Origin of the sequence: Pseudomonas psychrophila, assembly GCF_001043005.1 — a bacterium.
Lineage (GTDB): Bacteria > Pseudomonadota > Gammaproteobacteria > Pseudomonadales > Pseudomonadaceae > Aquipseudomonas > Aquipseudomonas psychrophila.
In genome coordinates, this window is sequence record NZ_JYKZ01000001.1 from 512,704 (window position 1) to 535,883 (window position 23,180).

The following is a 23,180-nucleotide window of genomic DNA, read 5'->3' on the forward strand; positions in this document are numbered from 1 at the left end:
CAATTGGGAGCTACCGGCACAATACCACCAACGAGCTTTTATCCTCGCGGAACCTCGCGATACGCTTGAGGTCAGGCCTAAGTCATTTATATATTCCGTAATTACTATCTATCGATAGGTGATTATTGCTGAAAATCACACCAATCTATAAGAAAATAAGCACTTGGAAGGGCAATAGAGTAGACGTACAACAAGTAGCAGCACACCCACGGGATAGCAATAGAGTTTTAAAAGAAAAAATGCTTCGTTGAGGGAGTAGCGACCCCATATTCTTCTGGTTGGCCATGTATTTAGAACCTCCATCCACTGAGACTTGTTGCTAAACCACAACCAACAATACAGCGCCCGGCACCCGTTAGCTTGACAGATAATTTCGTTATCATAAACCAAATTATCCGAACAGCAAACTAAAAATACCGACACCCCACAAATAATAAAGGCATTTATATGAATTTAAAAGGAAAGATTGCACTAGTCACCGGCGCTGGTCGTGGACTGGGGCGAGCCCATGCTCTTGCACTTGCAGCCGCCGGTGCAAAAGTGATAGTAAATGATCTTGGAAGCTCCGGCTCTGGAGAAGGAGACGATAGTGGTCCTGCTCATTCCGTAGTTGCTGAAATTATCAATAACGGCGGAGAGGCAATTGCGGATACCAGAAGTGTTTCAGATTGGCTTGTCGCTCACCAGATCGTTGAAGATGTGATAGAAAAATTCGGTACTATCGACATATTAATAAACAACGCTGGAATAAGTAGACCAGGTGTACTTGGGGATCTGACAGAAGTCGACTGGGATCTTCAGAACGCGGTGAACGCAAAAGGGCCGATAGCTATAATGAACGCCCTCGCCCGCCACTGGAAAAAAGAAGGGCCTAAGAAAGGTCGAGCAATTATCAATACTGCCTCCCCCGCTGCACCTCACCCCCTAAGTCCAATCGGCATTTACTCTGCCACCAAGGCCTCTATTCTTGCCTTTACTATTATTGCGTCTCAAGAGCTTGCCTGTCTTGGAGTGCGCGTCAACGCGATTGCACCCATTGCACGAACTAGGCTTGTAGAGATGTCTGCAGAATTGCTCGAAATGATGACTGCCGATGCTGATTTTGACCGCTATCTTCCTGAGCATGTGGCTGAATTGGTCGTATATCTTGCATCAGATAACTGCCGCTTCACCGGCCGGCTTTTCGGTGCGGAAGGAGACGATATTTTTATCTTTAACGAATGGAGCGCAGAAGGTCATGCTAACAATTGTCGCGTAAAGTGGACCACAGACGCTCTAACCAACGCACTGGAAAGTTTTCCGATTCAAAACTCACGGTGGGTGCTATCTCCGGGTGGCCGTTTTTCTCTGTCTACTCCTAGCGATCAAACTCTTTCAGAATTGGCCAACGTCTAATTCTCCGATATTTTTCGCCCAGATGAAACATAAGCGAGCGCATCCTATCTATCGAAAATTAAAGCCGACTCTGAAAATTAAGCCAAGTCAACTCATTGGCGGCATGGGAGAAGTACGCCATACCGTCTCCTTTGGTAGGGAACATGTCACGAGCGCCAGAGAGTTTTCCTTCGATCTGGAGAACGCCCAGTGGTTCAAACCTGATACATCAGCCATCAATGCAACAGAATAAAATGAAACTGCGAGGCATTAGTTTCATTGCTTCAGAATTCGGCTGAGCTATTCGGACAGCGGTTTCGATCTTCCGCAAAAAATGCTGTTCCACCCGACATCGAGAAAGCGCGACGATTGACAGCGGAGTGAAAGCTAGCGGAGACCTCATCACCTAGGCGGAAATGATCATACGAGCACACAAAAAACTCGTAGAGCAACAAAAGAAAATCTAAGCCTCTCCATAGACTACAGCAACAATAACAACATACCAATCATATGGATACTCACATGCCCCAAACTTCAGCTAAAATTCACTCATTCAAAAGACGCTCTCTCATGCTGGTAATTACCTGCCTGGGAATGTTCAGCGGCTCCTATGCCCAATTCCAGCTACCGCCGCTTGCAGCTCGACTGATTCCAGAGTTAGGTATTACCAACCCAGAATTTGCTAGTTTGGTAACTGCCCCAATGATTCCATCCATATTGCTTGGCATTATCGCAGGTATTTTATGCGATCGAATGGGTATTAAAAAGATCATCGGTATTGGTTTAGCATTCGGTGCATTTGGAGGATTGGCACGTTTATTCGCCACCAACTACACTGAGATGATGATCTTCTTGGCTTTTTCCGGAGCCGGCTCAGCCTTCCTCAATGCTAATCTGGCAAAAATCATTTCCAGTTGGTTTCCCCCTGAACAAATGAGCAAAGTCATGGGAATTGTGCTTATGGCGGGCACCGGCGGTATGGTTATTGGGATGGGTACAACTGCACTTTTCCCCTCAACTGACTCTGCGTTTATATTTGGAGGCTGCCTTTGTTTGGTTTCCACCATTTTGTGGCTAATTGTTGTCAGGGACAATCGTATCGATGTGATATCTCAAGCGGAACCCGCGGAAAGTTTATTGGCTATCTTGAGTGTGACCGCCAAAAACCCTGCTCTATGGACTGTCGGATTCTGTCTCGCTTTTACGATGGGCGGCATGATGGCATTTTCCACTTTCCTCCCTTTAGCCCTGAGCCATTTAAAGAGTTTAGATCCAATTACAGCCGGAGCAATAGGTTCTACTGTCTTGCTAGGAAACTTGGTAAGCGCACTGCTTAGCCCGATCATTGCCCAAAAAATAGGCTATTACAAGCCTTACTTTTTGACTTTGGGGCTGCTAGCAGGTGCTGGTATTTACTTTGGCTGGACGGTCGACGAGGCCTATTTAACTCCCGTCATGTTTATGACGGGACTTTGCATAGGCGGCGTAATGCCTCTTTTTATGATTTCGCCGGCATTAATAAAATCCATTGGCCCAAAGTATGCTGGAGCTGCCGGTGGAATTATGACAACACTGATGTTAATTGGAGCAGTTTTCATTCCTGCCATAGTAATCACTCCACTAGGCGGAGATAACTATCAGCTGATCTTTGCACTTTCAGGAGGCTGCTTGATCTTAATGGGATTATGTGCACAACTACTACCAGAATTCGGCCCCAAAGCCCGAAGATCTGCTGCGCCGCAGCCAGCATTAAAATAATTATCTGACCAGATCTGAATCCCTCTATTTAAGAGGGATTCTTTTAATCAGTCCGAGGACGCAGTAATGCCTGAACGCAAACTTTATATTTAATTCAGTATGACCTTTCAGTCAGCACCAGTAGTATCGGTTTATTTACCAAATCGATTGAGCAGCCCAGAGAACGCTACACTCCAATACTCTTCCTTACACTTAACTCCTCCCTGTTAACGCTTAAGAATTTTCACCCCTAAGCCCCCACCGTCGTCTAACTCCTAGTATCTATGTCAGAGCGGCATGCCTAGCGCAGCCTCTCAAAGACCGGACCCATTAAAGTTACTTTCTATACATTTTGAAGAGGAGAGCGCTCGCTTCATCTATCATTATCGGCTGCTGAGTGACTTTTTCAGAGCTCCCCTAAACAACCGTGAAATCTCGAAGTAGCCCTAATTAACATAGCCCAACCACGCTGCAACTGTCGGTACCTTCAAGCGTTACCCAGCTGCAGCATGAGGAATCTAAATGCCGAGACACTCATACTCCGAGCCTATCAATTCTACCAGCCTATCCCCTTTAAGGTCTTCGAGGCAAAGAGCGGTCCTTGCGCACAAGGTCATTGGACACCGACTCTTACACTATTTCCTGTTTGCCCTGGCTTTCAAGTTTGAAACACAGTAATTCTGTAATCTTATTCAAATTTGCAGCCGATACTTTTTTAACGGCTGAACCTTCCAGTGATCTATCGTGCTGCATCAGCTCTCGATACAACTGCCAAGAATCCACACACGAAAGCCTCTTAATGACACCTTGTACCAACCTCGCCTTGACCGGGTCAAGCTGCCACTCGGGGATGCGCTGGCCACGGTTTCCGATGCTCAGCGTCAGGAGCTTGCCCGCCTTGATCTCACGGTTAATCTGGTCGCGTGATTTACCAGCTAACCGCGCAAACTGCACCACCGGCAGGTTATCGGGTGCCTCAAAGGCGTTGATCATTTCCATGCGTTCGCGTTGCAGCTCCGAAATGGCCACTTCGACAACCGGCTCAGGGGATGGTTTTGGGGGAACCGCTGGCAGGCGGTACATCGGCTCACCGGCCATAACCGGCAGAATGCCAGCGGTCATCGGGGCGTTCTTCGGGCTGTCGAATGGATTGTCGCTATCCCCGAGAAGAGGCATGCCGTCGAAACGGATCGTCAGATGACTGCTCGCCGCGATCATCTCACCTTGCTCGAGGAGGTCTAGTCGATCCGCCCAATCCTGCATCATCTTGCGCCGGGGCTCGACATACATAGCATGGTTGTAGGCTGCACTAACCTGATTCGGGTCACTGTGCGATAACTGTGCGTCGATCCAGATTTTGGGATAACCGAATTCATTGAGGGCTGTCGAGATGGTTCCGCGAATACCATGCCCGGTGAGCAGGTCCTTGTAGCCTATCCGCGTCAAAGCATAGTTGAGAGTGTTCTCGCTGATACGTTTTTTCAGCTCGCCACGGTGCGAGAGCAGATAGCGCTGAGCGGGTTTCATCTGCTCAAGCAGATAATCAACGATCTCCTTAGCCTGAACGGACAGCGGTACGATGTACGGAGGGATATCCTGAGGACGCTTGCCTTTCTTGCGCATATCGAGCTGAAGTTGCTTGACCACTTCGGGTGGGATGATCCACATGCCCTGCTCAATGTCAAATTGGTCAGGTGTCGCCAGACGCAGTTCACCCGTACGTACGCCGGTCAGGAATAACAGGCGAATACCGAGTTGCGTAGTGATCGCTCCGCGGTAGCGCCTCACCCTCTGTAAAAGTTCCGGCAGTTCGGGAAGGCGCAGGAAGGGGTTATGGATGACCGGTGGCTTGGGAACAGCGACCACATCCAGATCAGAGGCTGGATTGCTTTCCAGCCCGTCCACTTTCACCATGGCATACCGGAACAACTGATTGAACCAGGTCCGTACTTTTTCGGCCGTCGTGTGAGCTTTGCGCTGTTCAATCCTGGCCAGGACATCCAGCAGATCACTACGACGAATCTCGTAGATAGGCATCTTGCCCAGGCTTGGCATCACATCCCTATCGAAGATGCGCATAATTTGCGACAGGGTACTGTTACGACCTTCCTTCAGTTCAAGCTTGCGGTGTTCAAGCCACATGACAAAGACAGCCTTGAAGCTGTTCTCATCCGCCAAGCGGACAGCGCGCCGTTTTTGTTTGCGATCGAGTTTCGGATTGGTGCCCTTTGCCAGCAGAGCTCGCGCCTGGTCTCTGACGGCCCTGGCCTCCTTGAGACTAACCTCAGGATAAGTCCCTAGCGACATGCGCTTTTGTTTACCGGCCCAGCAGTAGCGAAAGTGCCAAGATCGGCCGCCTTGCTCTGAGACAGCCAGGGAGAGGCCATCAAGATCGCCCAGAGTGTATGCCTTGCCAGTCCTCCTGGCGTGGCGAACGGTTGCGTCTGAGAGTGCCATGTTTCCAGCTCCTAACGTTGCGTTAGAGCTAGATCCTCTTCTCACTTACCGCTCCATCCCAGCAACAATACGGAACGCAGTACTCCCGGATAGATGGACTAAAAAATGGACTAAAACGTCCTGGATACCCGTGGATTTCAGTGGACCGCGCTGGAACGAAAAAAGGACCCGAAGGTCCTGATTTCAACGACTTACAGACGTCAGTGGATGTCTGTAGATCATAAATTGGAGCGGGAAACGAGACTCGAACTCGCGACCCCGACCTTGGCAAGGTCGTGCTCTACCAACTGAGCTATTCCCGCAATAATGGCGTCCCCTAGGGGACTCGAACCCCTGTTACCGCCGTGAAAGGGCGGTGTCCTAGGCCACTAGACGAAGGGGACGTTGCCCGAAATGTACACGTACATTTCAGTGCCAGATCACTAACAAACGCTAATGTCTTGGCTTTCACTCAACCCCGCCCGAAAGCGAAGCTGCTTAAAAATGGAGCGGGAAACGAGACTCGAACTCGCGACCCCGACCTTGGCAAGGTCGTGCTCTACCAACTGAGCTATTCCCGCAATGGCGTCCCCTAGGGGACTCGAACCCCTGTTACCGCCGTGAAAGGGCGGTGTCCTAGGCCACTAGACGAAGGGGACACGCTACAACTTCACTGGTTACATGCGTTTAGCTGTTCGCTTTACGCTGCAATTGGCGCGCATTCTAGGGATGGATTTGAAAGTCGTCAACCCCAATATGAAAATATATTGAAATCAATGACTTCCCTCTTCTCTCGGCGCTTTCCTACGCAGTATGTCGCCCAGCTCCTGACGCCTATATTCCGTCACCCTACAAGGAGGTTATGATGGCTCGACCTCAGTGATGGCAGTTTGCTGCCTGTCGATCTTTAGCCTCTTTATATAGCCAGGCACGCCGACCTCACCGAGACAGCGCATCCACACCCACAAGAGGTTTTAACGTTGACGCCCTCCATGATCGCCCTGCTTGTCGTTGTCGGGATCGCACTACTGATCGCTATCGTCTACATGAACCATGTAGTTGAAAACAACAAACTGGAAAAAGCGCGCCTCAAAGTCGAGCTCAACGATCGCATACGTCGCTGCAGCGAAGTAAACGAAACCTTTCCCGGCCAGCTGATGACCCCAGGCCTCAAGCTGCTGCTCACACGCCTTGAGCTCAACGCCACGCAACGCCTGTTACTCCTGCAAAAATCCAGCACGGCTTTAAAGGCGCAAGTAGCAGAGCTCAACGGGCTGATAGCTAAAGGCGAGTCGATCCCGGTTAACAACCCGCCCAACCCTGTACTGACAGAAGCAAAAGCCAAAGACGTACGCTTTTTGCTTGAAACACTGCACGGCCAAATTACCCGTGCCGCCAAAGACGGCTTTTTGCCCACCAATGAAGCCAAGCAGTGGATCAAAGAGATTCGCCACTTGCTGGTCGTGCTACATATCGAATTCTTCAATAACCTGGGCAAACTCGCCCTGCAAAAGAATCAGCCTGCGCAGGCGCGCCTGGCCTTTGAGCGCGCTGTACAGTACTTGCGCAAACAGCCGGTGCCCGCCATGTATAACGCGCAGATCAAGGATTTCGAGGCACAACTTGCACGCGCCAACGCACAAGTGCTGAACGCCCTAGAGCCGTCAACGGGCGAAGTCAATGAACTGACTGAAGGCTTGAAAACCGACGAAGCGGATGCTGACTGGAAGAAGAAAGCCATTTACGACTGAGGCACCCAAAATGAGTGTTCAATACCGCTCTTGTGGGAGTGGGCTTGCTCGCGATAAAAAGCGACGCGACGTGTCTGACCGAACACGTTAATGGCACCCACGAAAAATCACGCAGATCAGTGCGGGCAATAAAGTGGAAGGATGTGCTGCAAAACCCGAGACGGGTCAGAGGGCGTAACACACAAAGGCAGCCGCTCGGGCCGCCTTTGCGTTTGACGTCAGGCTACCGGATTGATTGGCTTTTCCGGGTACCACACGTCCAACAGCGGGCTAACTTCAACGCTGCTCAGCTCTGGGCGCGCTTTCAACCAGGATTCAACAGCTGCACGCTGTTCTTCGCTGACCGAGCCGCGCTTCTGCAGGCAAACCAGACCGTAGTCGTCGCCGCCAACATAACCCAGGCCGTTAGCTTCCATGGCTTGCGCCAGGAAGTCTGCCAGGAATGCATCGATAGCCTCTTCCGACAGGTCTTCTTTGAAATCCAGGTTCAGCTCAAAACCCAACTCCTGAAATTCATCAACGCACAGTTTTTTGCGCAGACGCTGGGAACGATTAGTAGCCATTGAACAATCCTCTTAAGTAATAACGGGCGGCACTTTAGCAGCTTAAGGCAACGCTTGCCCGGTTCCGTGTGAACGGTTCATCGTTTTCTATACTTAATCAGCCAAACCCTGTTACAGGTGGATGCACAAGCCCAACAACCTTGGGGCATAATGCCAACACTTTTACGACCATTGAGGGAACTTTCCATCATCCCTCGTATTTTTTCTCCCTCGCCTGCAGGGTTTTACTTCTTATGATCAAATCTTTACGGCCATTGCTTCTTGCCAGCTTTTTTCTGCCACTGGCCTTCGGCGCCAACGCCGCCCCCGTCAACACAACGCTTTCGCCCAAGGTTCAACAAGCACTCAAGACCAACAAACTGCAGAACGACGCACTGTCGCTGGTTCTTCTACCGCTCAATGGCCCCGGCATTCCCACCGTATTCAATGCCGACGTCTCCATGAACCCGGCCTCCACCATGAAACTGGTGACCACGTACGCCGCCCTCGAAATGCTCGGTCCGACCCATCAGTGGAAAACCGAGTTCTACACCGACGGCACCCTGAACAACGGCATCTTGCAAGGCAACCTCTACCTGAAAGGCGGCGGCGACCCCAAGCTGAACATGGAAAAGCTCTGGCTATTGATGCGCGACTTGCGCGCCAATGGCGTGCAACAGGTCACCGGCGACCTGGTACTTGATCGCAACTTCTTCAATCAACCTCAACTCCCCGTGTTCAACGACGACGGCAATGACAAAAACAAACCCTTCCTGGTCAAGCCCGACTCGCTGCTGGTCAACCTGAAAGCCTTGCGCTTCGTAGCACGAAACGACGGCGGCAAGGTCCTGATCTCGGTGGAACCTCCGATTGCGAGCATCAAGATCGACAATCAGGTCAAGGCCATCAACGCTAAACAATGTACTGGCGATGTGCGCTACAACCCGGTCCCGCAAGCAGACGGCTCGGTACTCGTTACTGTTAGCGGGCAACTGGCCGATGGCTGCAACTCGCAGACGTACCTGTCCCTGCTTGATCACGCGACCTACACCGCAGGCGCTGTACGCGCCATCTGGAAAGAGCTGGGCGGCAGCATTCAGGGCCAGGACCGTCAGGCCAGCGTGCCGAAAAACTCCAAACTGCTGGCACGGGCATTTTCTCCGGATCTGGCCGAAATCATTCGCGACATTAACAAGTACAGCAACAACACCATGGCCCAGCAGTTGTTCCTGAGCCTGGGCGCTCAGTTCCGCAACGACGCCGACGGTGACGATGCCAAGGCCGCACAGCGAGTTGTGCGCCAATGGCTGGCCAAGAAAGGCATCACCGCACCGCACCTGGTCATGGAAAACGGCTCCGGCTTGTCCCGTGCCGAACGCGTGAGCGCACGTGAAATGGCACAGATGCTCCAGGCCGCCTGGCAAAGCCCATACGCTGCCGAGTTCATCAGCTCCATGCCGATTGCCGGCAAAGACGGCACCATGCGCAAGCGCTTGAAAACCACAGCCATGAACGGTCAAGCTCATATCAAGACCGGCACGCTCAATACCGTGCGTGCCATTTCCGGGTTTAGCCGCGACAGCAACGGCAACACCTGGGCTGTGGTCGCCATCCTCAACGACCCTCGCCCGTGGGGCGCCTCGGCGATTCTCGATCAGGTGCTACTCGACCTGTATCGCCAGCCTCCACTCGCCAATACCACGGTTTCCATCGCACAATAAAATCCCACAATAAAAAAACGCCCCTGATCGCATAATCAGGGGCGTTTTTTATTGTGGGAGCGAGCCTGCTCGCGAAGCAGGCGACCCGGTCAGTCGCAAAACTGCGCAGGTGCCATCGCGAGCAGGCTCGCTCCCACTACAGGCCCACCCCTGCAAGAAGCAGGCAGGCCAGTACACAGTCGCTATTAACGGGCCATGATTTTCCAGGCACGGTGGATTTTGCTGTTGCGGGCAAAGTCCGGATCAATGGTGCTGGCGGTTATTTCTTCAACGGCATAACGCGCTTCCAGATTTTCATCGAGGATGAATTTGCGGAAGTTGTTCGAGAAGTACAGAACCCCACCCGGCGCCAGACGCGCCATGGCCAGATCCAGCAACTGCACGTGATCGCGCTGCACATCGAAGATACCTTCCATGCGCTTGGAGTTGGAGAAGGTCGGCGGATCAATAAAGATCAGGTCGTATTCTTCACGACTGGCATCCAGCCACACCATTACATCACCCTGCTCAAGACGGTTCTTGTCAGAGAATCCGTTCAGAGACAGGTTGCGGCGCGCCCAGTCCAGATAGGTCTTGGACAAGTCAACGCTGGTGGTGCTGCGCGCACCGCCCTTGGCCGCATGTACGCTGGCAGTTGCGGTGTAGCAGTACAGGTTGAGGAAGCGCTTGCCGGCCGCCTCTTTCTGAATGCGCATGCGCATCGGGCGGTGATCCAGGAACAGACCCGTATCCAGGTAGTCCGTGAGGTTCACCAGCAGCTTCACGCCGCCTTCATTGACCTCGGTGAACTTGCCCTGGGCACTTTGACGTTCGTACTGCTTGGTGCCGCTCTGACGCTCACGACGCTTGACGATCACACGACTCTTGTCGATGTTCAGCGCCTGCGGAATGGCCGCCAGGGCATCGAACATGCGTGCCGAGGCTTTTTCCGGGTCGATGGACTTCGGTGCCACGTATTCCTGGACGTGAACCCAGTCGTGGTACAGGTCGATAGCCATCGAATACTCAGGCATATCGGCGTCATAAACACGGTAGCAATCGATGCCTTCGCGCTTGACCCACTTGCTCAGCGCCTTGACGTTCTTTTGCAGACGGTTGGCAAACATCTGCCCGCCTTCGCTCAAGCGCGGCTGCTCAATCACCACCGGCACCGGCTTGATCGGGTTACCGTTCTTGTTGAACTTCTCGTACTTGCCTGGCGCTTCAATGTTCGACGGCAGATCGGATTCGGCCTGCTCACGATCAATCTGACGCTGCTCAGGCGTACGTCGCTCACCCGTCACGAACTGATCAGGCACAACCTTGATCAACAGCAACTTGCACGGCAAGGCGCCGTTCCAGAACGAGTACTGCTTGTGGCTGCGGATACCCATGCGCTTGCCCAGATCCGGGGCACCGGTGAACACCGCAGCCTCCCAGTTCAAGCAGGCCTGACGCAGACGCTCACCCAGGTTCTGGTAGAGGTAGAGCAAGCTCGCCTCGTCACCCAGACGCTCGCCGTACGGAGGGTTACAGATCACCAGGCCTTTCTGGTTTTGATCCGGACGCGGCTCGAAGGTCGCGACTTCGCCCTGGTAAATCTTGATCCAGTGGCTCAAGCCTGCACGCTCGATGTTATTGCGCGCAGGCTGGATCAGACGCGGGTCGGCTTCATAACCACGAATCCACAGTGGCGGCTTGGCCATACCGGCCTCTGCACGCTCAGTGGCTTCCTGGTGAAGTTTTTTCCAGATCGCCGGCACGTGCCCCAGCCAGGCATCAAAACCCCAGTGAATGCGATTCAGGTTGGGCGCCATGTCGGCAGCGATCATTGCGCCTTCAACCAGGAACGTACCCACACCACACATCGGGTCAGCCAGGGCGGCACCTTCGGCAGCCAGACGCGGCCAGCCCGAACGAATGAGAATGGCTGCTGCAAGGTTTTCTTTGAGCGGTGCAGCACCTTGCTGCAGACGGTAGCCGCGCTGGTGCAAGCTGTGACCCGACAGGTCCAGGGACAGAATGGCTTCGCCACGGTCCAGGCGCAGATGGATGCGCATGTCCGGGCTGATCTTGTCGATGGACGGACGCTCGCCAGACGGCGTACGCAGCTTGTCGACGATGGCGTCTTTTACTTTCAAGGCGCCGAAGTGCGTGTTGTCGATGCCTGAACCATGACCGCTGAATTCAACAGCCAGAGTGCCATCCGGGACCATGTGGTCATGCCAGTCGATGTCCAGAACGCCGTGATACAGGTCTTCCGCATCTTTCATCGGAAAGCGCTTAAGCACCAGCAGTACACGGTTGGCAAGGCGCGACCACAGACACAAGCGGTAGGCAGTTTCCATATCTGCCATGCCACGAATGGCCGAGGTATGCTCGCGAGCTTCCTCAAGGCCAAGGCCGGTGGCCTCTTCGAGGAGAAGGCCTTCAAGGCCTTTAGGGCAGGTAAGGAAGAGTTCGTAACGATCCGACATGGGATTCCTGAGCTTTTAGCTATCAGTGAAGAGGCAACGCATTGCCTGCTCCGTTTTCAATCAAGCGCTTTTCTTGAAGAGCGCTCGTGTGGCACGAAACTGTGCCGTTCCACCGAGGCGTTATTCGTGCACTTAGGCACGAAGAGTTTAGACGCAAGGGCAGGTCATTCATCGAGAAACAACTGGTCATACTCAGACCCTTCGTCGAATAGTGCCCCAGTAAAACAGGGGGGTATTCGCAGCAGAGAATGAAACGCATCATCTTTGTAAACTCTCGTCCTGTCAGGCTTTGGTCGTATTTCGCAGTGAAAAAGCGACCTTACTTATGGCCATAACACCATTATCGTTACGTCCTTATGACAAAACGATCATTCACACGCCTTGGCGCATTGGTTAGAACTCAACACAGGTTATGGCCGCACAGGCCACAACAAAATGCTCGCCACGCCGGCAGCGAGCACACCAACGGCAGAACACTCTGCCCCGACCTTCAGAAGGTCGACGCTAAATAAAACAGTCAACAAGTGAGGGCACTACCCTATGAGAAGACTTAAGCGTGATCCGTTGGAAAAAGCTTTCTTACGCGGATATCAATACGGTGTTCATGGGAAATCCCGCGAGCTTTGCCCTTTTACTCTACCGTCGGTACGCCAAGCCTGGATTAACGGCTGGCGCGAAGGACGCGGCGACAACTGGGACGGTATGACTGGCACTGCGGGCATCCACAGACTCAACGAACTTCACGCCGTCGGCTAACTCTGGGCAAATCCGACATCACCTCGAAGATGCAATGACTTAACCATGCCGTCCTATCCAGGCGGCGGGCTTCGGCCCAAGGGCTCCCTAGGGAGCCCTTTTTAATGCCTTCCGGTTGATGCGATGACTTATGAACGCGCCAAGGCAGAAATGGCATCTACCGATTCGCGAATCAAGGCCGGGCCCTTGTAGATGAAACCCGAGTAGAGCTGCACCAGGCTCGCACCCGCAGCGATTTTCTCAGCCGCGTACTTGCCTTCGGTGATCCCGCCCGCAGCGATGATTGGCATACGGCCTGCCAGTTCACCTGCCAGCACCTTGACCGTATGGGTACTCTTGTCACGCACCGGGGCGCCCGACAGGCCACCGGCCTCGTCACCATGCTCCATGCCTTCGACACCGACCCGACTCAGGGTCGTGTTGGTCGCAATGACTGCGTCCATACCCGTCTCTAGCAGCGCCTGAGCCACGAGCACGGTTTCTTCGTCGGTCATGTCAGGGGCGATCTTGATGGCCAGTGGAACGCGCTTACCGTGGCGCTGTGTCAGTTCGTTCTGACGCAACTGTAGGGCTTCGAGCAACTGTTTGAGCGAATCACCAAATTGCAGACTGCGCAGGCCAGGAGTGTTGGGCGAACTCACGTTCACGGTGACGTAGCTGGCGTGGGCATACACCTTGTCCAGGCAAATCAGGTAATCATCGACCGCACGCTCGACCGGCGTGTCGAAGTTCTTGCCGATATTGATCCCAAGAATACCGGTGTACTTGGCCGCCTGAACCCGCGTCAGCAAATGATCAACCCCTAGGTTGTTAAACCCCATGCGGTTGATGATTGCCTGCGCTTCAGGCAACCGAAAAATTCGTGGCTTGGGATTGCCTGGCTGAGGTCGTGGCGTGACCGTACCGATCTCGACAAAACCAAAGCCCAACTGCGCAAAACCATCAATCGCAGCACCGTTTTTGTCCAGACCTGCGGCCAGCCCGACCGGATTCGGAAAATCGAGCCCCATGACCTTCACTGGCAGCCTTGCCGGCGCCTTGCACAACAAACCGTTGAGCCCAAGACGGCCGCCCGCACCGATCAAGTCCAGGGACAAATCGTGAGAGGTTTCAGGGGAGAGTTTGAAGAGCAACTGGCGGGCCAGGTTATACATGGGCTGATTGGACTCAAAGGGTTACTTGAAGAGTGCGCGATTATAGCTGCGCGGACCGCTAAATCACAGGCAAAGAAAAACCCGGCCTAAGCCGGGTTTTTCTGAACAGCCGAGCTAAATAATTACTTAGCTTCTGCTTGAACGGTAGCTTCTACGCGACGGTTCAGTTCACGGCCTTCTGCAGTTGCGTTGCTTGCAACTGGGTTAGCTTTACCGTGACCAACAGCGTCTACACGGTTAGCTGCAACACCTTGGTTAACCAGAGCTGCACGAACGGCGTCAGCACGACGCTGCGACAGTTTCTGGTTGTAGGCATCGGTACCAACGCTGTCAGTGTAACCAGCAACAGTGGTGGTAGTCGCAGGGTACTGCTTCATGAAATCAGCAACGTTGTTGATATCAGCTGCGTACTGCGGCTTAACGTTGGATTTGTCGAAGTCGAATTTCACGTCAAGTTCAACGCGAACAACTTCAGCGATTGGAGCTTCTGGTTCTGGCTCAGCGATTGGTGCTGGAGCTGGAACTGGAGCAGGAGCGACTTTACCGCCGTTGCCGCCGAAGTTCACACCCAGACCAACGGTAGGAGCGTAGTCCCACTTGCCGTTGTCCAGTTTGTAGTCAGCTTCAACGCCAGCACGGGCAAACAGGTTGTCAGTGATGTACCACTTAACACCAGCGCCTGCAGTCAGGAAAGTCGACTGGTCACGACCGCTGTGGCCGTCTGCGATCACGTTGGTCATGCTCTTGTGAGCAACACCGCCGGAAACGTATGGACGCAGAGCGTCGCCTACGGTGCCGAAGTGGTACTGAGCGTTCAGACCAAAGTTGTCGCCTTTGATTTTCTGATGGCCAGTGCCGTCATTCGAACGGGTGTGGTTGGTTTTGTCGTAGGTCAGGTTCAACGAAACGTCGTCGGTCAGGAAGTAACCGATCGATGCGCCTGGGTTGTAGCCGTCTTCTACGTGCTTGACGCTGTCGTTGTACTGTTTTTTGTAGAACAGTTCACCCTCGACCGCGCCTTGGCCTTGTGCCAGGGCACCGAACGAAGTTGCGGCTACAAAGGAACCAATGGCAATGCCCAAGGTGTTTTTCAGTTTCATCCGTTAAATCCCATCTGGTGATTGTAAAGCAGTCCCACATACCGGGGGACAACTCGGCGGCAAGTCTATCAGACCTTGCCTACACGTAGAGCCATTTGCGCTGAACTAAGTTTCAGCAATGCCTGCAAATTTCTCACGCAATTTATCTAGAGCACGCTTGTAACGCATCTTTGTCGCACTCAAACCCATATGCATTATGTCCGCGATTTCCTGAAATTCCAGTTCTGCGACAAAACGCAGCACAAGAATTTCACGATCAATCGGATTTACATGCACCAGCCAGCGATCAAGTCCGCCCTTTTCCTCAGGTTTCGGCGCCTTTTCTTCAGACGCTTCCTCGAGGGGGTCAATACTCAACGCGTCCATCAAGCGACGCTTTCGCCGTTCCTTCCGATACTGTGTGATGCATTCGTTGTAAGTGATGCTATATAGCCATGTTTTGAATTTCGACTTCCCTTCGAAATTTTTCAAACCGTACAACACTTTAAGCATTACTTCCTGACAGACATCATCAGCGTCCCTATCGTTCCCTAAATACCTTGAACAAACGTTGAACAAAGTGCGTTGATAGCGCCGCATCAGCTCTTCATAAGCGCGCGTCACGTGAAACAACTCATCATGCGAGCGCGCCACCAGCTCCTCATCAGAGAGTTCGCGGGGGTCGTAGCGCATGGATAGCGATTGGGCTTTATTCAAAACAAGTTGTGCCAGCAGTCAGGTCAATGTCCGCCGCAGCCTATCAATCATGGCTTTTTTGCGGCGGCGTACATTAGCAGGGTTTGCCGCCTCAGCGACTGGTTACGTGCTGCTCCAACAAGATCCGATTAGAGAGGGAGACTAGCTCACCCTCATCGGTCAGCAACGTGGTTTTAACCGTGCCAATCTCTTCGATCTGCCCCTCAACCTCGCCCACACGCACTTCTTGCCCAACCTGGTACAGCTCACGCACATAGATACCGGCAAGTATCTGCCCCGCGATTTCCCGGCTGCCCAGCCCCATTGCCAGGGCAATGGCCAGACCAACGGTAATCAACACAATCACAATGACATGGTTAAGGAGATCGGTTTTGACCTCCAGTTGGCTGATGGCCACCGAAATACTGATGATAATGACCAGACCTTGAGTCACTCGACCCAACCCGCCAGCGTAATCAAAACCGACACTTTCGGCAGCACCACGAACCAGACCGTTAAGCACCTGCGCAAGCAGCACGCCAGCCAGCAGGACCAGCAGCGCACCAAACACCTTGGGCAGATACACCGTCAGCAGGTCCAATGCTGATGAAACACGATCCAGGCCCAGCGACTGGGCCGCGGAAACCAGGAACACCAGCAGCACGAACCAATACACGATCTTGCCGATCAGCGTCGAGATCGGTACCTGAATACCGACCCGCGCCAGAATTTTGGTTAAGCCCGTGCCACCCATCAGGCGATCAAGGCCCAATTTGGCAAGGAGCTTGGACAGCAAGGCGTCGAGCAGTTTTGCAACCACGAAGCCCAGCAGTACGACCACCAACGCCCCGAAGAGGTTGGGAATAAAGTTCGCAATCTTAGTCCACAAGGCAGTCATTGCCGCGACCAGGCTCTGGGTCCAGACATTCAATTCCATGTTCAATCAGCCTTATCAACAGGGCGAGCAGCAGGTTTGCGCCGCGAAACGGGCGCAATATGAGCTGAACCGCTATTCAAAGCAATCATCAGTGCTTGCATCCAGCGCCCCAGCAGACTGAAAAGATCACCCGCACCGACCTGACGGTTGGCGGTTTTCAGCACTCGGCCCAGGCAGGCGTCGTCGTCACGATTGGACGTAGGAGCCTTGAGCATTTCACGTAAGGACTGTTCAAACGGATCGTGCATAAGCACCTCTCGGTAAGTCAGTAAAAGACGAAGGCACATTTATCGAGGTCACATCAGGCTCACTCACAGCCACTGCAATCGGCGATAAAACCACCACTGACCCACCCCGATGAGCAGCATCACACCGCACGTCACCGCAAAGCCGTAAGAGTCATTGGAGAACGGAACGCCCCCCACATTGATCCCCAGCAAACCGGTAATAAACGTGATCGGCAGAAAGATCCCGGTAAGCACACCGAAGCGATACATGATGCGACTCATGCGCACATTCAAACGCCGGTCTTCAGACTCAAGCACCAGCCCCACGCGCTCGCGGGTCAGTTCAAGCTCTTCCAGATAGCGGGTCAGGCTGTTGTTCAATTCGTTCCAGTAGTCGGCATCATCGGCACTAAACCACGGTAATTTGATACGCGTGAGCTGACCGAAAATATCCCTCTGCGGAGCCAGAAAACGACGCAAGGCAGCTGCCCTTCGACGAATCTGCAAAATAGAATTATGGTCAGGGGTATACCGTTCGTCGGCATCTATCTTATCTTCTTCATCATCGACGATTTCTGACAGATCTCCGATCAAATCCTGCACCTTCAACGTCAGGTGTTGTGCCAGATAAAGGATCAGTTCAGAGGGGGTTTTGGGGCCCTCGCCCTGGGAGAACTCACCGAGCAGTTCGTCAGTGGCCCGAAGCGGACGCATACGCAGCGAGATCACCCGCTGCGCACTGCCGAAAATACGCAGCGAAACCATATCCTCAGGCTCTGCACCAGGATTCAGGTTGACCCCGCGCATGAAGAGCAGCAGTTCATTATTGGGAACAGACACCAAACGAGGACGGGTGTTTTCTTCAAGCAACAAGTCACAGCTGAAATCACTTAAACCGCTCGAATCACGCAACCAGCTCTGGGTCTGCGGGTGACTGCGATCCCAGTGCAACCAGATGCTCTCGTGGGCCTGCAACTGCAGATCGTTCAGCTCGGTGCGCGCAATCGAACGCGCACCGCCTTCCCCATCCAGCACCAGTGCATGCACCAGCCCCCATTGAGCGTTTTCGTCCTCGAACATCCGTGATCCTTAGTGTTAATGCCTTTAGCCCGGTATTTTCAGAGCCGTGGGCGAAATGATAACGCCATTATTGTCGGCATAAATGAATTCTCCGGGGCGGAACGTGACACCCGCAAACGTCACCGGCACATTCACATCACCCACGCCGCGCCTGATGCTCTTGAGCGGATGACTGGCCAAAGCCTGCACGCCCAGGTCGGTTTGCGCGAGCACATCCACATCGCGGATACAGCCGTAAATCACAATGCCTTCCCAACCATTCTTCGCTGCTTTCTCGGCAATCATGTCGCCCAGCAAGGCATGACGCAGCGAACCACCGCCATCAACCACAAGTACTTTGCCCTGCCCGTTGAGTTCGGCCTGCTCCTTGACGCGCGAGTTGTCCTCGAAACACTTGATGGTCACGATCTCGCCACCAAAGGAGTCGCGCCCGCCGAAGTTGCTGAACATTGGTTCAAGCACTTGCACGAGTTCAGGGTAGGCATCGCACAGATCGGGAGTGATGTAGTGATTCACGAGAAAGCTCCTGTTCAGGGTGGGCATAGCAATCAAAACAACGTTAGCACTATGGTTATAGACGCTTTGGTAAGGGCTGGCCTTATAGATTGACAGCGCCCCACCATGAGAGCCTGCCTGGATTAAAGCAACAAAATATGACCCGGCTCGCCAATCGCGTCACAAATCAACCACCCCTGTGGGAGCGAGCTTGCTCGCGAAAGTCGTTCGCGAGCAGGCTCGCTCCCACGGTTGAAGTTTTCTGTTACTCCTGCCTGCGAAGCAACCGCTACCGCTCACTCAGCCAATTACGCACCAATGGCCAGACTTCCTTCTGTGCAGGCTGGCTGACCAGCATTTCGACATGGTTGAAGTCAGAGCTAAAACCGTGCTCGGTGCCCAGAGACACGAACGTGCGCTGCTCAGAGCCCAACTGATCGAACAATTTACGACACGCCCACTCCGGTGTTAGCCGATCGCCCACAGCCGCCACGACCAGCGTCGGGACCTGGACCTCTGCCAATCCAGCCCACCAGTCTCGTTCAGCGTCCTTGAAGCGCCCCATCAAACCATTCCAGCGCAAGGCTTCCAGAGCAATGCTGACAGGCTCATCCTCAGGGCCACGCTTAAGTCGCGTACCCGACAATTGCGCAAAACGCTTCAACAACAAATAAGCGCCCCACTGCACCGGCGGAATTTTCAATGACCAATAACGACGATTGATCTGACAACCAAAAAACGCCGCCGACGCTACGTCCTCGTCATTCAGGTACTGCCCACCAAGGGCTGCGGCCAAACTGATGGCGCCTTGGGAGTGTCCTATCCAGTGCGGGACTTGCCCGCTTTGCTCACGAACAAATGCCCCAATCGCGGGTAAATCGTAGCGGGCATAATCCGCCACGCGGTTCTTGCTCCAGGCAATATTGCGCGACGAAAGGCCGTGACCACGCATCTCTGGCAGCCACACATCAAAACCGGCACGGGCCAAATATGCCCCAAGCCCCACGCCTTTGGGTGAGTACCAGAAACGCCGATTGGAAAAACTGCCATGCAACAGGATGACCGGCACACCGCGCACCTGGCTGTCGTCGGCCATACCCAGTCGAGTAACCACCAGTTCAACGGAAATATCCGGGCTATTGGCGGGTTTCAAGCGATAAACATCTTCGCTCAGATCGCCCCGACGCTCAGCGCTGATCAGGGCAACGGGAAAAAGGAGACTGCTGCTTTGCATAATGCTCTTGCACAAAAAAGGGCGACTTCACACAGGAACTCGCCCTACTGCCTATAAAGAGCAGAGCAGCCCTCACGGCCACCCTGCTCCTCGCTCAACGACTCAAGCCTGAGCTTGGCCTTCTGCCAGGAAGAACCATGTTTCCAGAACGGTATCCGGGTTCAGGGAAACACTTTCAATGCCCTGCTCCATCAACCACAGCGCCAGGTCCGGGTGATCGGATGGGCCCTGACCGCAAATACCGATGTATTTGCCAGCCTTGTTGCACGCTTGAATGGCGTTGGACAGCAGCTTTTTAACGGCAGGGTTACGCTCGTCAAACAGATGCGCGATCACACCGGAGTCACGGTCCAGGCCCAGGGTCAACTGAGTCAGGTCGTTGGAGCCGATGGAGAAACCGTCAAAGAACTCAAGGAATTCTTCAGCCAGAATGGCATTGGACGGCAGCTCGCACATCATGATGATGCGCAGGCCATTTTCGCCACGCTTCAGGCCGTTTTCAGCCAGCAGATCAATGACCTGGCTCGCTTCACCCAGGGTACGAACGAACGGCACCATGATTTCGACGTTGGTAAAGCCCATCTCGTTGCGTACACGCTTAAGAGCGCGGCATTCGAGTTCAAAGCAGTCGCGGAAGTTTTCACTGATGTAACGCGAAGCACCGCGGAAGCCCAGCATCGGGTTCTCTTCTTCCGGCTCGTACAGCTTGCCGCCGATCAGGTTCGCGTATTCATTGGACTTGAAGTCCGACAGGCGCACGATCACTTTCTTCGGCGTAAACGCGCCAGCCAACGTGCTGATGCCTTCAACCAGTTTCTCTACGTAGAAACCAACTGGATCGCTATAGCCCGCGATGCGTTTGTCGACGCTGTCCTTGATTTCCTGTGGCAGGCCATCGTAATTCAGCAGCGCTTTAGGGTGCACACCGATCATGCGGTTGATGATGAATTCCAGACGGGCAAGGCCCACACCGGCGTTCGGCAGCTGTGCGAAGTCAAAGGCGCGATCCGGGTTACCGACGTTCATCATGATCTTGAACGGCAGATCAGGCATGGCATCCACGGAGTTCTTCTTGATGTCAAAGCCCAGCTCGCCTTCGAAGATAAAACCGGTATCACCTTCGGCACACGATACGGTAACGCCCTGACCGTCTTTCAGCAGCTGGGTGGCGTTGCCACAACCCACAACGGCCGGGATACCCAGCTCGCGGGCAATGATCGCCGCATGGCAGGTACGACCGCCACGGTTGGTCACGATGGCGCTGGCGCGCTTCATCACGGGTTCCCAGTCCGGGTCGGTCATGTCCGATACCAACACGTCGCCCGGCTGGACTTTATCCATCTCAGACACGTCTTTGATGATACGAACCTTACCCGCACCAATGCGCTGGCCAATGGCACGGCCTTCGGCCAGTACTGTTCCGGTTTCCTTGAGCAGATAACGCTCCATGACATTGCCGGCGCTGCGGCTCTTCACGGTTTCAGGACGTGCCTGAACGATGTACAGCTTGCCGTCATCACCGTCTTTGGCCCATTCGATGTCCATCGGGCACTTGTAGTGCTTTTCGATAATCATCGCTTGCTTGGCCAGTTCGCTCACTTCAGCGTCGGTCAGGCAGAAGCGTGCGCGGTCGGCTTTATCAACGTCGATCACCTTGACCGACTTACCGGCAGAGGCTTCTTCGCCGTAGATCATCTTGATGGCTTTGCTGCCCAGGTTGCGACGCAAAATCGCAGGGCGGCCGGCTTCGAGGGTTTGCTTGTGGACGTAGAACTCATCCGGGTTTACCGCACCTTGTACGACGGTTTCACCCAGGCCGTAGGCGCCAGTGATGAACACTACATCGCGAAAGCCCGACTCGGTGTCCAGAGTGAACATCACGCCTGCAGTGCCGGTTTCGGACCGCACCATGCGCTGTACGCCTGCCGACAGGGCGACCAGTTTATGATCGAAGCCCTGGTGTACACGGTAAGAAATCGCACGATCGTTGAACAGGGAGGCAAAAACCTCCTTGGCCGCACGAATCACGTTCTCAACGCCACGGATGTTCAGGAAAGTTTCTTGTTGGCCGGCAAAGGACGCGTCCGGCAAGTCTTCGGCGGTAGCCGAGGAACGCACGGCAACGGCCATGTCCGGGTTGCCTTGGGACAGAGCGGCAAAGGCGGTACGAATTTCGGCGTTAAGTTGCTCAGGGAACTCGGCTTCCATGATCCACTGACGGATCTGGGCACCGGTCTTGGCCAGAGCATTAACGTCATCAACATCGAGCGCATCCAGCGCTGCATGGATCTGATCGTTCAAACCACTCAGTTCTAGAAAATCACGATATGCCTGAGAAGTAGTGGCGAAGCCACCTGGAACTGAAACACCAGCGCCTGCAAGATTACTGATCATCTCGCCGAGGGATGCGTTCTTGCCCCCTACGTGCTCTACATCATGGACGCCGAGCTTATCGAGGGAAACTACGTACTCTACCAAGGTGATCTCTCCACTAACTGTGTTGGAAAAGCTCAGGGCGCTGGACACTCATCATGAGTCATCGCAGCGATTGTGGCCTGGACCCGGAAAATAAGTGACACTGCCTGCCATGTAGCGCGACAAAAGCGCGCCTATCATATCCAAGAATCGTCACCAGCTTAAGGCCCCAGGCGCAAATGAAACGATCTGCTTTCTTTATCTCCGATGGCACGGGCATTACTGCCGAAACCTTGGGCCAAAGTTTGTTGGCTCAATTCGAAAATGTGACCTTCAGCAAGTTCACGCGCCCTTACATAGACAGCGTGGACAAAGCGCGGGCAATGGTACAACAAATCGATAACGCCGCCGAAAAAGACGGTTATAGCCCGATAATTTTCGACACTATCGTCAATCAGGACATTCGCGAGATCCTCGCCACATCCAATGGTTTCATGATCGACATCTTCTCCAGCTTCCTGGCACCACTGGAGCAGGCGCTGGGTGAGCACTCCTCGTATTCGGTGGGTAAATCCCACTCCATTGGTCATAACTCCAACTACATGGAGCGAATCGAGGCGGTGAACTTCGCCCTCGACAACGACGACGGCGCCCGCACCCACAAATACGACAAGGCCGATTTGATTCTGGTAGGCGTGTCGCGCTGCGGCAAAACCCCTACCTGCCTGTACATGGCCATGCAATTCGGCATCCGCGCGGCCAACTACCCGCTGACCGATGACGACATGGAGAGTCTCAAACTGCCTGCAGCCCTGCGCGAACACAAACACAAGCTGTTCGGCCTGACCATCGACCCGGACCGCTTGACCGCCATTCGCAACGAGCGAAAGCCCAACAGCCGCTACTCCAGTTTTGCCCAGTGCGAGTTTGAAGTCCGTGAAGTCGAGCGTTTGTTCCAACGCGAAAACATCCCGCACATCAACTCCACGCATTTCTCGGTTGAGGAAATCTCGGCCAAGATTCTGGTCGAAAAAGGCGTGGAGCGGCGGTTCAAGTAACCGGCCAAAACACATGACCACTGTGGGAGGCT

At 53.8% G+C, this 23,180-nt stretch carries 18 protein-coding genes and 4 tRNA genes; 6 read left to right on the top strand and 16 right to left on the bottom strand.

Features of this window, described 5'->3' with window-relative positions:
* Positions 1-447 precede the first annotated feature (447 nt).
* A complete protein-coding gene (locus TU76_RS02430; protein WP_048654667.1) occupies positions 448-1,395 on the top strand; it encodes an SDR family NAD(P)-dependent oxidoreductase in 948 nt (315 codons plus the stop codon).
* Positions 1,396-1,896: 501 nt separating this feature from the next.
* Positions 1,897-3,132 carry an MFS transporter gene (locus TU76_RS02435; RefSeq protein WP_048351028.1) on the top strand — a complete coding sequence of 412 codons (1,236 nt, stop codon included), beginning with the start codon at positions 1,897-1,899 and terminating at the stop codon, positions 3,130-3,132.
* Positions 3,133-3,741: 609 nt separating this feature from the next.
* Here the strand turns inward: TU76_RS02435 and TU76_RS02440 are convergent.
* The 5 genes from TU76_RS02440 to TU76_RS02460 form a co-directional block, all read right to left on the bottom strand.
* Positions 3,742-5,568, bottom strand: coding sequence for a tyrosine-type recombinase/integrase (locus tag TU76_RS02440; protein ID WP_048351029.1), 1,827 nt, complete (start codon positions 5,566-5,568; stop codon positions 3,742-3,744).
* A gap of 226 nt (positions 5,569-5,794) precedes the next feature.
* Positions 5,795-5,870: transfer RNA gene (locus tag TU76_RS02445), tRNA-Gly, on the bottom strand.
* Between the two features lie 5 nt (positions 5,871-5,875).
* Positions 5,876-5,951 (bottom strand) — tRNA-Glu (locus tag TU76_RS02450).
* Between the two features lie 101 nt (positions 5,952-6,052).
* A tRNA-Gly gene (locus TU76_RS02455) sits at positions 6,053-6,128 on the bottom strand.
* Between the two features lie 2 nt (positions 6,129-6,130).
* Positions 6,131-6,206 (bottom strand) — tRNA-Glu (locus TU76_RS02460).
* Between the two features lie 333 nt (positions 6,207-6,539).
* Between TU76_RS02460 and TU76_RS02465 the strand changes: the two genes are divergently transcribed.
* On the top strand, positions 6,540-7,298 hold the full coding sequence (locus tag TU76_RS02465) for a hypothetical protein (protein WP_048351030.1): 759 nt from the start codon (positions 6,540-6,542) through the stop codon (positions 7,296-7,298).
* A 218-nt stretch (positions 7,299-7,516) separates the two neighbouring features.
* Here TU76_RS02465 and TU76_RS02470 read toward each other — a convergent pair whose 3' ends face one another.
* Positions 7,517-7,861: a YggL family protein gene (locus TU76_RS02470; protein ID WP_019827656.1), complete on the bottom strand. Its 345-nt coding sequence runs from the start codon at positions 7,859-7,861 to the stop codon at positions 7,517-7,519.
* Between the two features lie 233 nt (positions 7,862-8,094).
* On the opposite strand from TU76_RS02470, the gene dacB reads away from it, so the two are divergent.
* Positions 8,095-9,561 carry a D-alanyl-D-alanine carboxypeptidase/D-alanyl-D-alanine endopeptidase gene (gene dacB, locus TU76_RS02475; protein WP_019827658.1) on the top strand — a complete coding sequence of 489 codons (1,467 nt, stop codon included), beginning with the start codon at positions 8,095-8,097 and terminating at the stop codon, positions 9,559-9,561.
* A 185-nt stretch (positions 9,562-9,746) separates the two neighbouring features.
* Here dacB and rlmKL read toward each other — a convergent pair whose 3' ends face one another.
* Positions 9,747-12,017, bottom strand: a complete 2,271-nt coding sequence (gene rlmKL / locus TU76_RS02480) for a bifunctional 23S rRNA (guanine(2069)-N(7))-methyltransferase RlmK/23S rRNA (guanine(2445)-N(2))-methyltransferase RlmL (RefSeq protein WP_046810528.1) — start codon at positions 12,015-12,017, stop codon at positions 9,747-9,749.
* Between the two features lie 540 nt (positions 12,018-12,557).
* Here rlmKL and rmf point away from each other — a divergent pair.
* Positions 12,558-12,773, top strand: coding sequence for a ribosome modulation factor (rmf, locus tag TU76_RS24550; RefSeq protein ID WP_019827662.1), 216 nt, complete (start codon positions 12,558-12,560; stop codon positions 12,771-12,773).
* Between the two features lie 128 nt (positions 12,774-12,901).
* Here the strand turns inward: rmf and TU76_RS02485 are convergent, their stop codons facing one another.
* From TU76_RS02485 to ppsA, 9 genes are all read right to left on the bottom strand, one after another.
* Positions 12,902-13,927, bottom strand: a complete 1,026-nt coding sequence (locus TU76_RS02485; RefSeq protein ID WP_019827664.1) for a quinone-dependent dihydroorotate dehydrogenase — start codon at positions 13,925-13,927, stop codon at positions 12,902-12,904.
* Between the two features lie 122 nt (positions 13,928-14,049).
* Positions 14,050-15,027, bottom strand: a complete 978-nt coding sequence (locus TU76_RS02490) for an OmpA family protein (RefSeq protein WP_019827665.1) — start codon at positions 15,025-15,027, stop codon at positions 14,050-14,052.
* A gap of 105 nt (positions 15,028-15,132) precedes the next feature.
* Complete coding sequence (gene sigX / locus TU76_RS02495; protein WP_029611289.1) at positions 15,133-15,723, bottom strand: RNA polymerase sigma factor SigX; 591 nt, start codon at positions 15,721-15,723, stop codon at positions 15,133-15,135.
* Between the two features lie 91 nt (positions 15,724-15,814).
* On the bottom strand, positions 15,815-16,639 hold the full coding sequence (locus TU76_RS02500; RefSeq protein ID WP_019827669.1) for a mechanosensitive ion channel family protein: 825 nt from the start codon (positions 16,637-16,639) through the stop codon (positions 15,815-15,817).
* Between the two features lie 2 nt (positions 16,640-16,641).
* A complete protein-coding gene (locus tag TU76_RS02505) occupies positions 16,642-16,887 on the bottom strand; it encodes a hypothetical protein (RefSeq protein WP_019827671.1) in 246 nt (81 codons plus the stop codon).
* Positions 16,888-16,950: 63 nt separating this feature from the next.
* Entirely contained in the window at positions 16,951-17,946 is a 996-nt protein-coding gene (locus tag TU76_RS02510; protein ID WP_048351031.1) for a CorA family divalent cation transporter, read from the bottom strand.
* A gap of 24 nt (positions 17,947-17,970) precedes the next feature.
* On the bottom strand, positions 17,971-18,462 hold the full coding sequence (gene rraA, locus TU76_RS02515) for a ribonuclease E activity regulator RraA (RefSeq protein WP_019827675.1): 492 nt from the start codon (positions 18,460-18,462) through the stop codon (positions 17,971-17,973).
* Between the two features lie 268 nt (positions 18,463-18,730).
* Positions 18,731-19,675: an alpha/beta fold hydrolase gene (locus TU76_RS02520; protein ID WP_046808720.1), complete on the bottom strand. Its 945-nt coding sequence runs from the start codon at positions 19,673-19,675 to the stop codon at positions 18,731-18,733.
* Between the two features lie 102 nt (positions 19,676-19,777).
* Positions 19,778-22,153 (bottom strand): phosphoenolpyruvate synthase, encoded by a 2,376-nt coding sequence (gene ppsA / locus TU76_RS02525; RefSeq protein WP_019827677.1) that lies wholly within the window; start codon positions 22,151-22,153, stop codon positions 19,778-19,780.
* A 176-nt stretch (positions 22,154-22,329) separates the two neighbouring features.
* On the opposite strand from ppsA, the gene ppsR reads away from it, so the two are divergent.
* Positions 22,330-23,148: a posphoenolpyruvate synthetase regulatory kinase/phosphorylase PpsR gene (gene ppsR, locus TU76_RS02530; protein ID WP_019827678.1), complete on the top strand. Its 819-nt coding sequence runs from the start codon at positions 22,330-22,332 to the stop codon at positions 23,146-23,148.
* Positions 23,149-23,180: the final 32 nt, after the last annotated feature.

What these genes read in the sequence shown, in the direction of transcription:
- TU76_RS02430 (WP_048654667.1), top strand. Translation starts at nt 448, where the DNA reads ATGAATTTAAAAGGAAAGATTGCACTAGTCACCGGCGCTGGTCGTGGA.
- TU76_RS02435 (WP_048351028.1), top strand. Translation starts at nt 1,897, where the DNA reads ATGCCCCAAACTTCAGCTAAAATTCACTCATTCAAAAGACGCTCTCTC.
- TU76_RS02440 (WP_048351029.1), bottom strand. Translation starts at nt 5,568, where the DNA reads ATGGCACTCTCAGACGCAACCGTTCGCCACGCCAGGAGGACTGGCAAG.
- TU76_RS02465 (WP_048351030.1), top strand. Translation starts at nt 6,540, where the DNA reads ATGATCGCCCTGCTTGTCGTTGTCGGGATCGCACTACTGATCGCTATC.
- TU76_RS02470 (WP_019827656.1), bottom strand. Translation starts at nt 7,861, where the DNA reads ATGGCTACTAATCGTTCCCAGCGTCTGCGCAAAAAACTGTGCGTTGAT.
- dacB (WP_019827658.1), top strand. Translation starts at nt 8,095, where the DNA reads ATGATCAAATCTTTACGGCCATTGCTTCTTGCCAGCTTTTTTCTGCCA.
- rlmKL (WP_046810528.1), bottom strand. Translation starts at nt 12,017, where the DNA reads ATGTCGGATCGTTACGAACTCTTCCTTACCTGCCCTAAAGGCCTTGAA.
- rmf (WP_019827662.1), top strand. Translation starts at nt 12,558, where the DNA reads ATGAGAAGACTTAAGCGTGATCCGTTGGAAAAAGCTTTCTTACGCGGA.
- TU76_RS02485 (WP_019827664.1), bottom strand. Translation starts at nt 13,927, where the DNA reads ATGTATAACCTGGCCCGCCAGTTGCTCTTCAAACTCTCCCCTGAAACC.
- TU76_RS02490 (WP_019827665.1), bottom strand. Translation starts at nt 15,027, where the DNA reads ATGAAACTGAAAAACACCTTGGGCATTGCCATTGGTTCCTTTGTAGCC.
- TU76_RS02500 (WP_019827669.1), bottom strand. Translation starts at nt 16,639, where the DNA reads ATGGAATTGAATGTCTGGACCCAGAGCCTGGTCGCGGCAATGACTGCC.
- TU76_RS02505 (WP_019827671.1), bottom strand. Translation starts at nt 16,887, where the DNA reads ATGCACGATCCGTTTGAACAGTCCTTACGTGAAATGCTCAAGGCTCCT.
- TU76_RS02510 (WP_048351031.1), bottom strand. Translation starts at nt 17,946, where the DNA reads ATGTTCGAGGACGAAAACGCTCAATGGGGGCTGGTGCATGCACTGGTG.
- TU76_RS02520 (WP_046808720.1), bottom strand. Translation starts at nt 19,675, where the DNA reads ATGCAAAGCAGCAGTCTCCTTTTTCCCGTTGCCCTGATCAGCGCTGAG.
- ppsR (WP_019827678.1), top strand. Translation starts at nt 22,330, where the DNA reads ATGAAACGATCTGCTTTCTTTATCTCCGATGGCACGGGCATTACTGCC.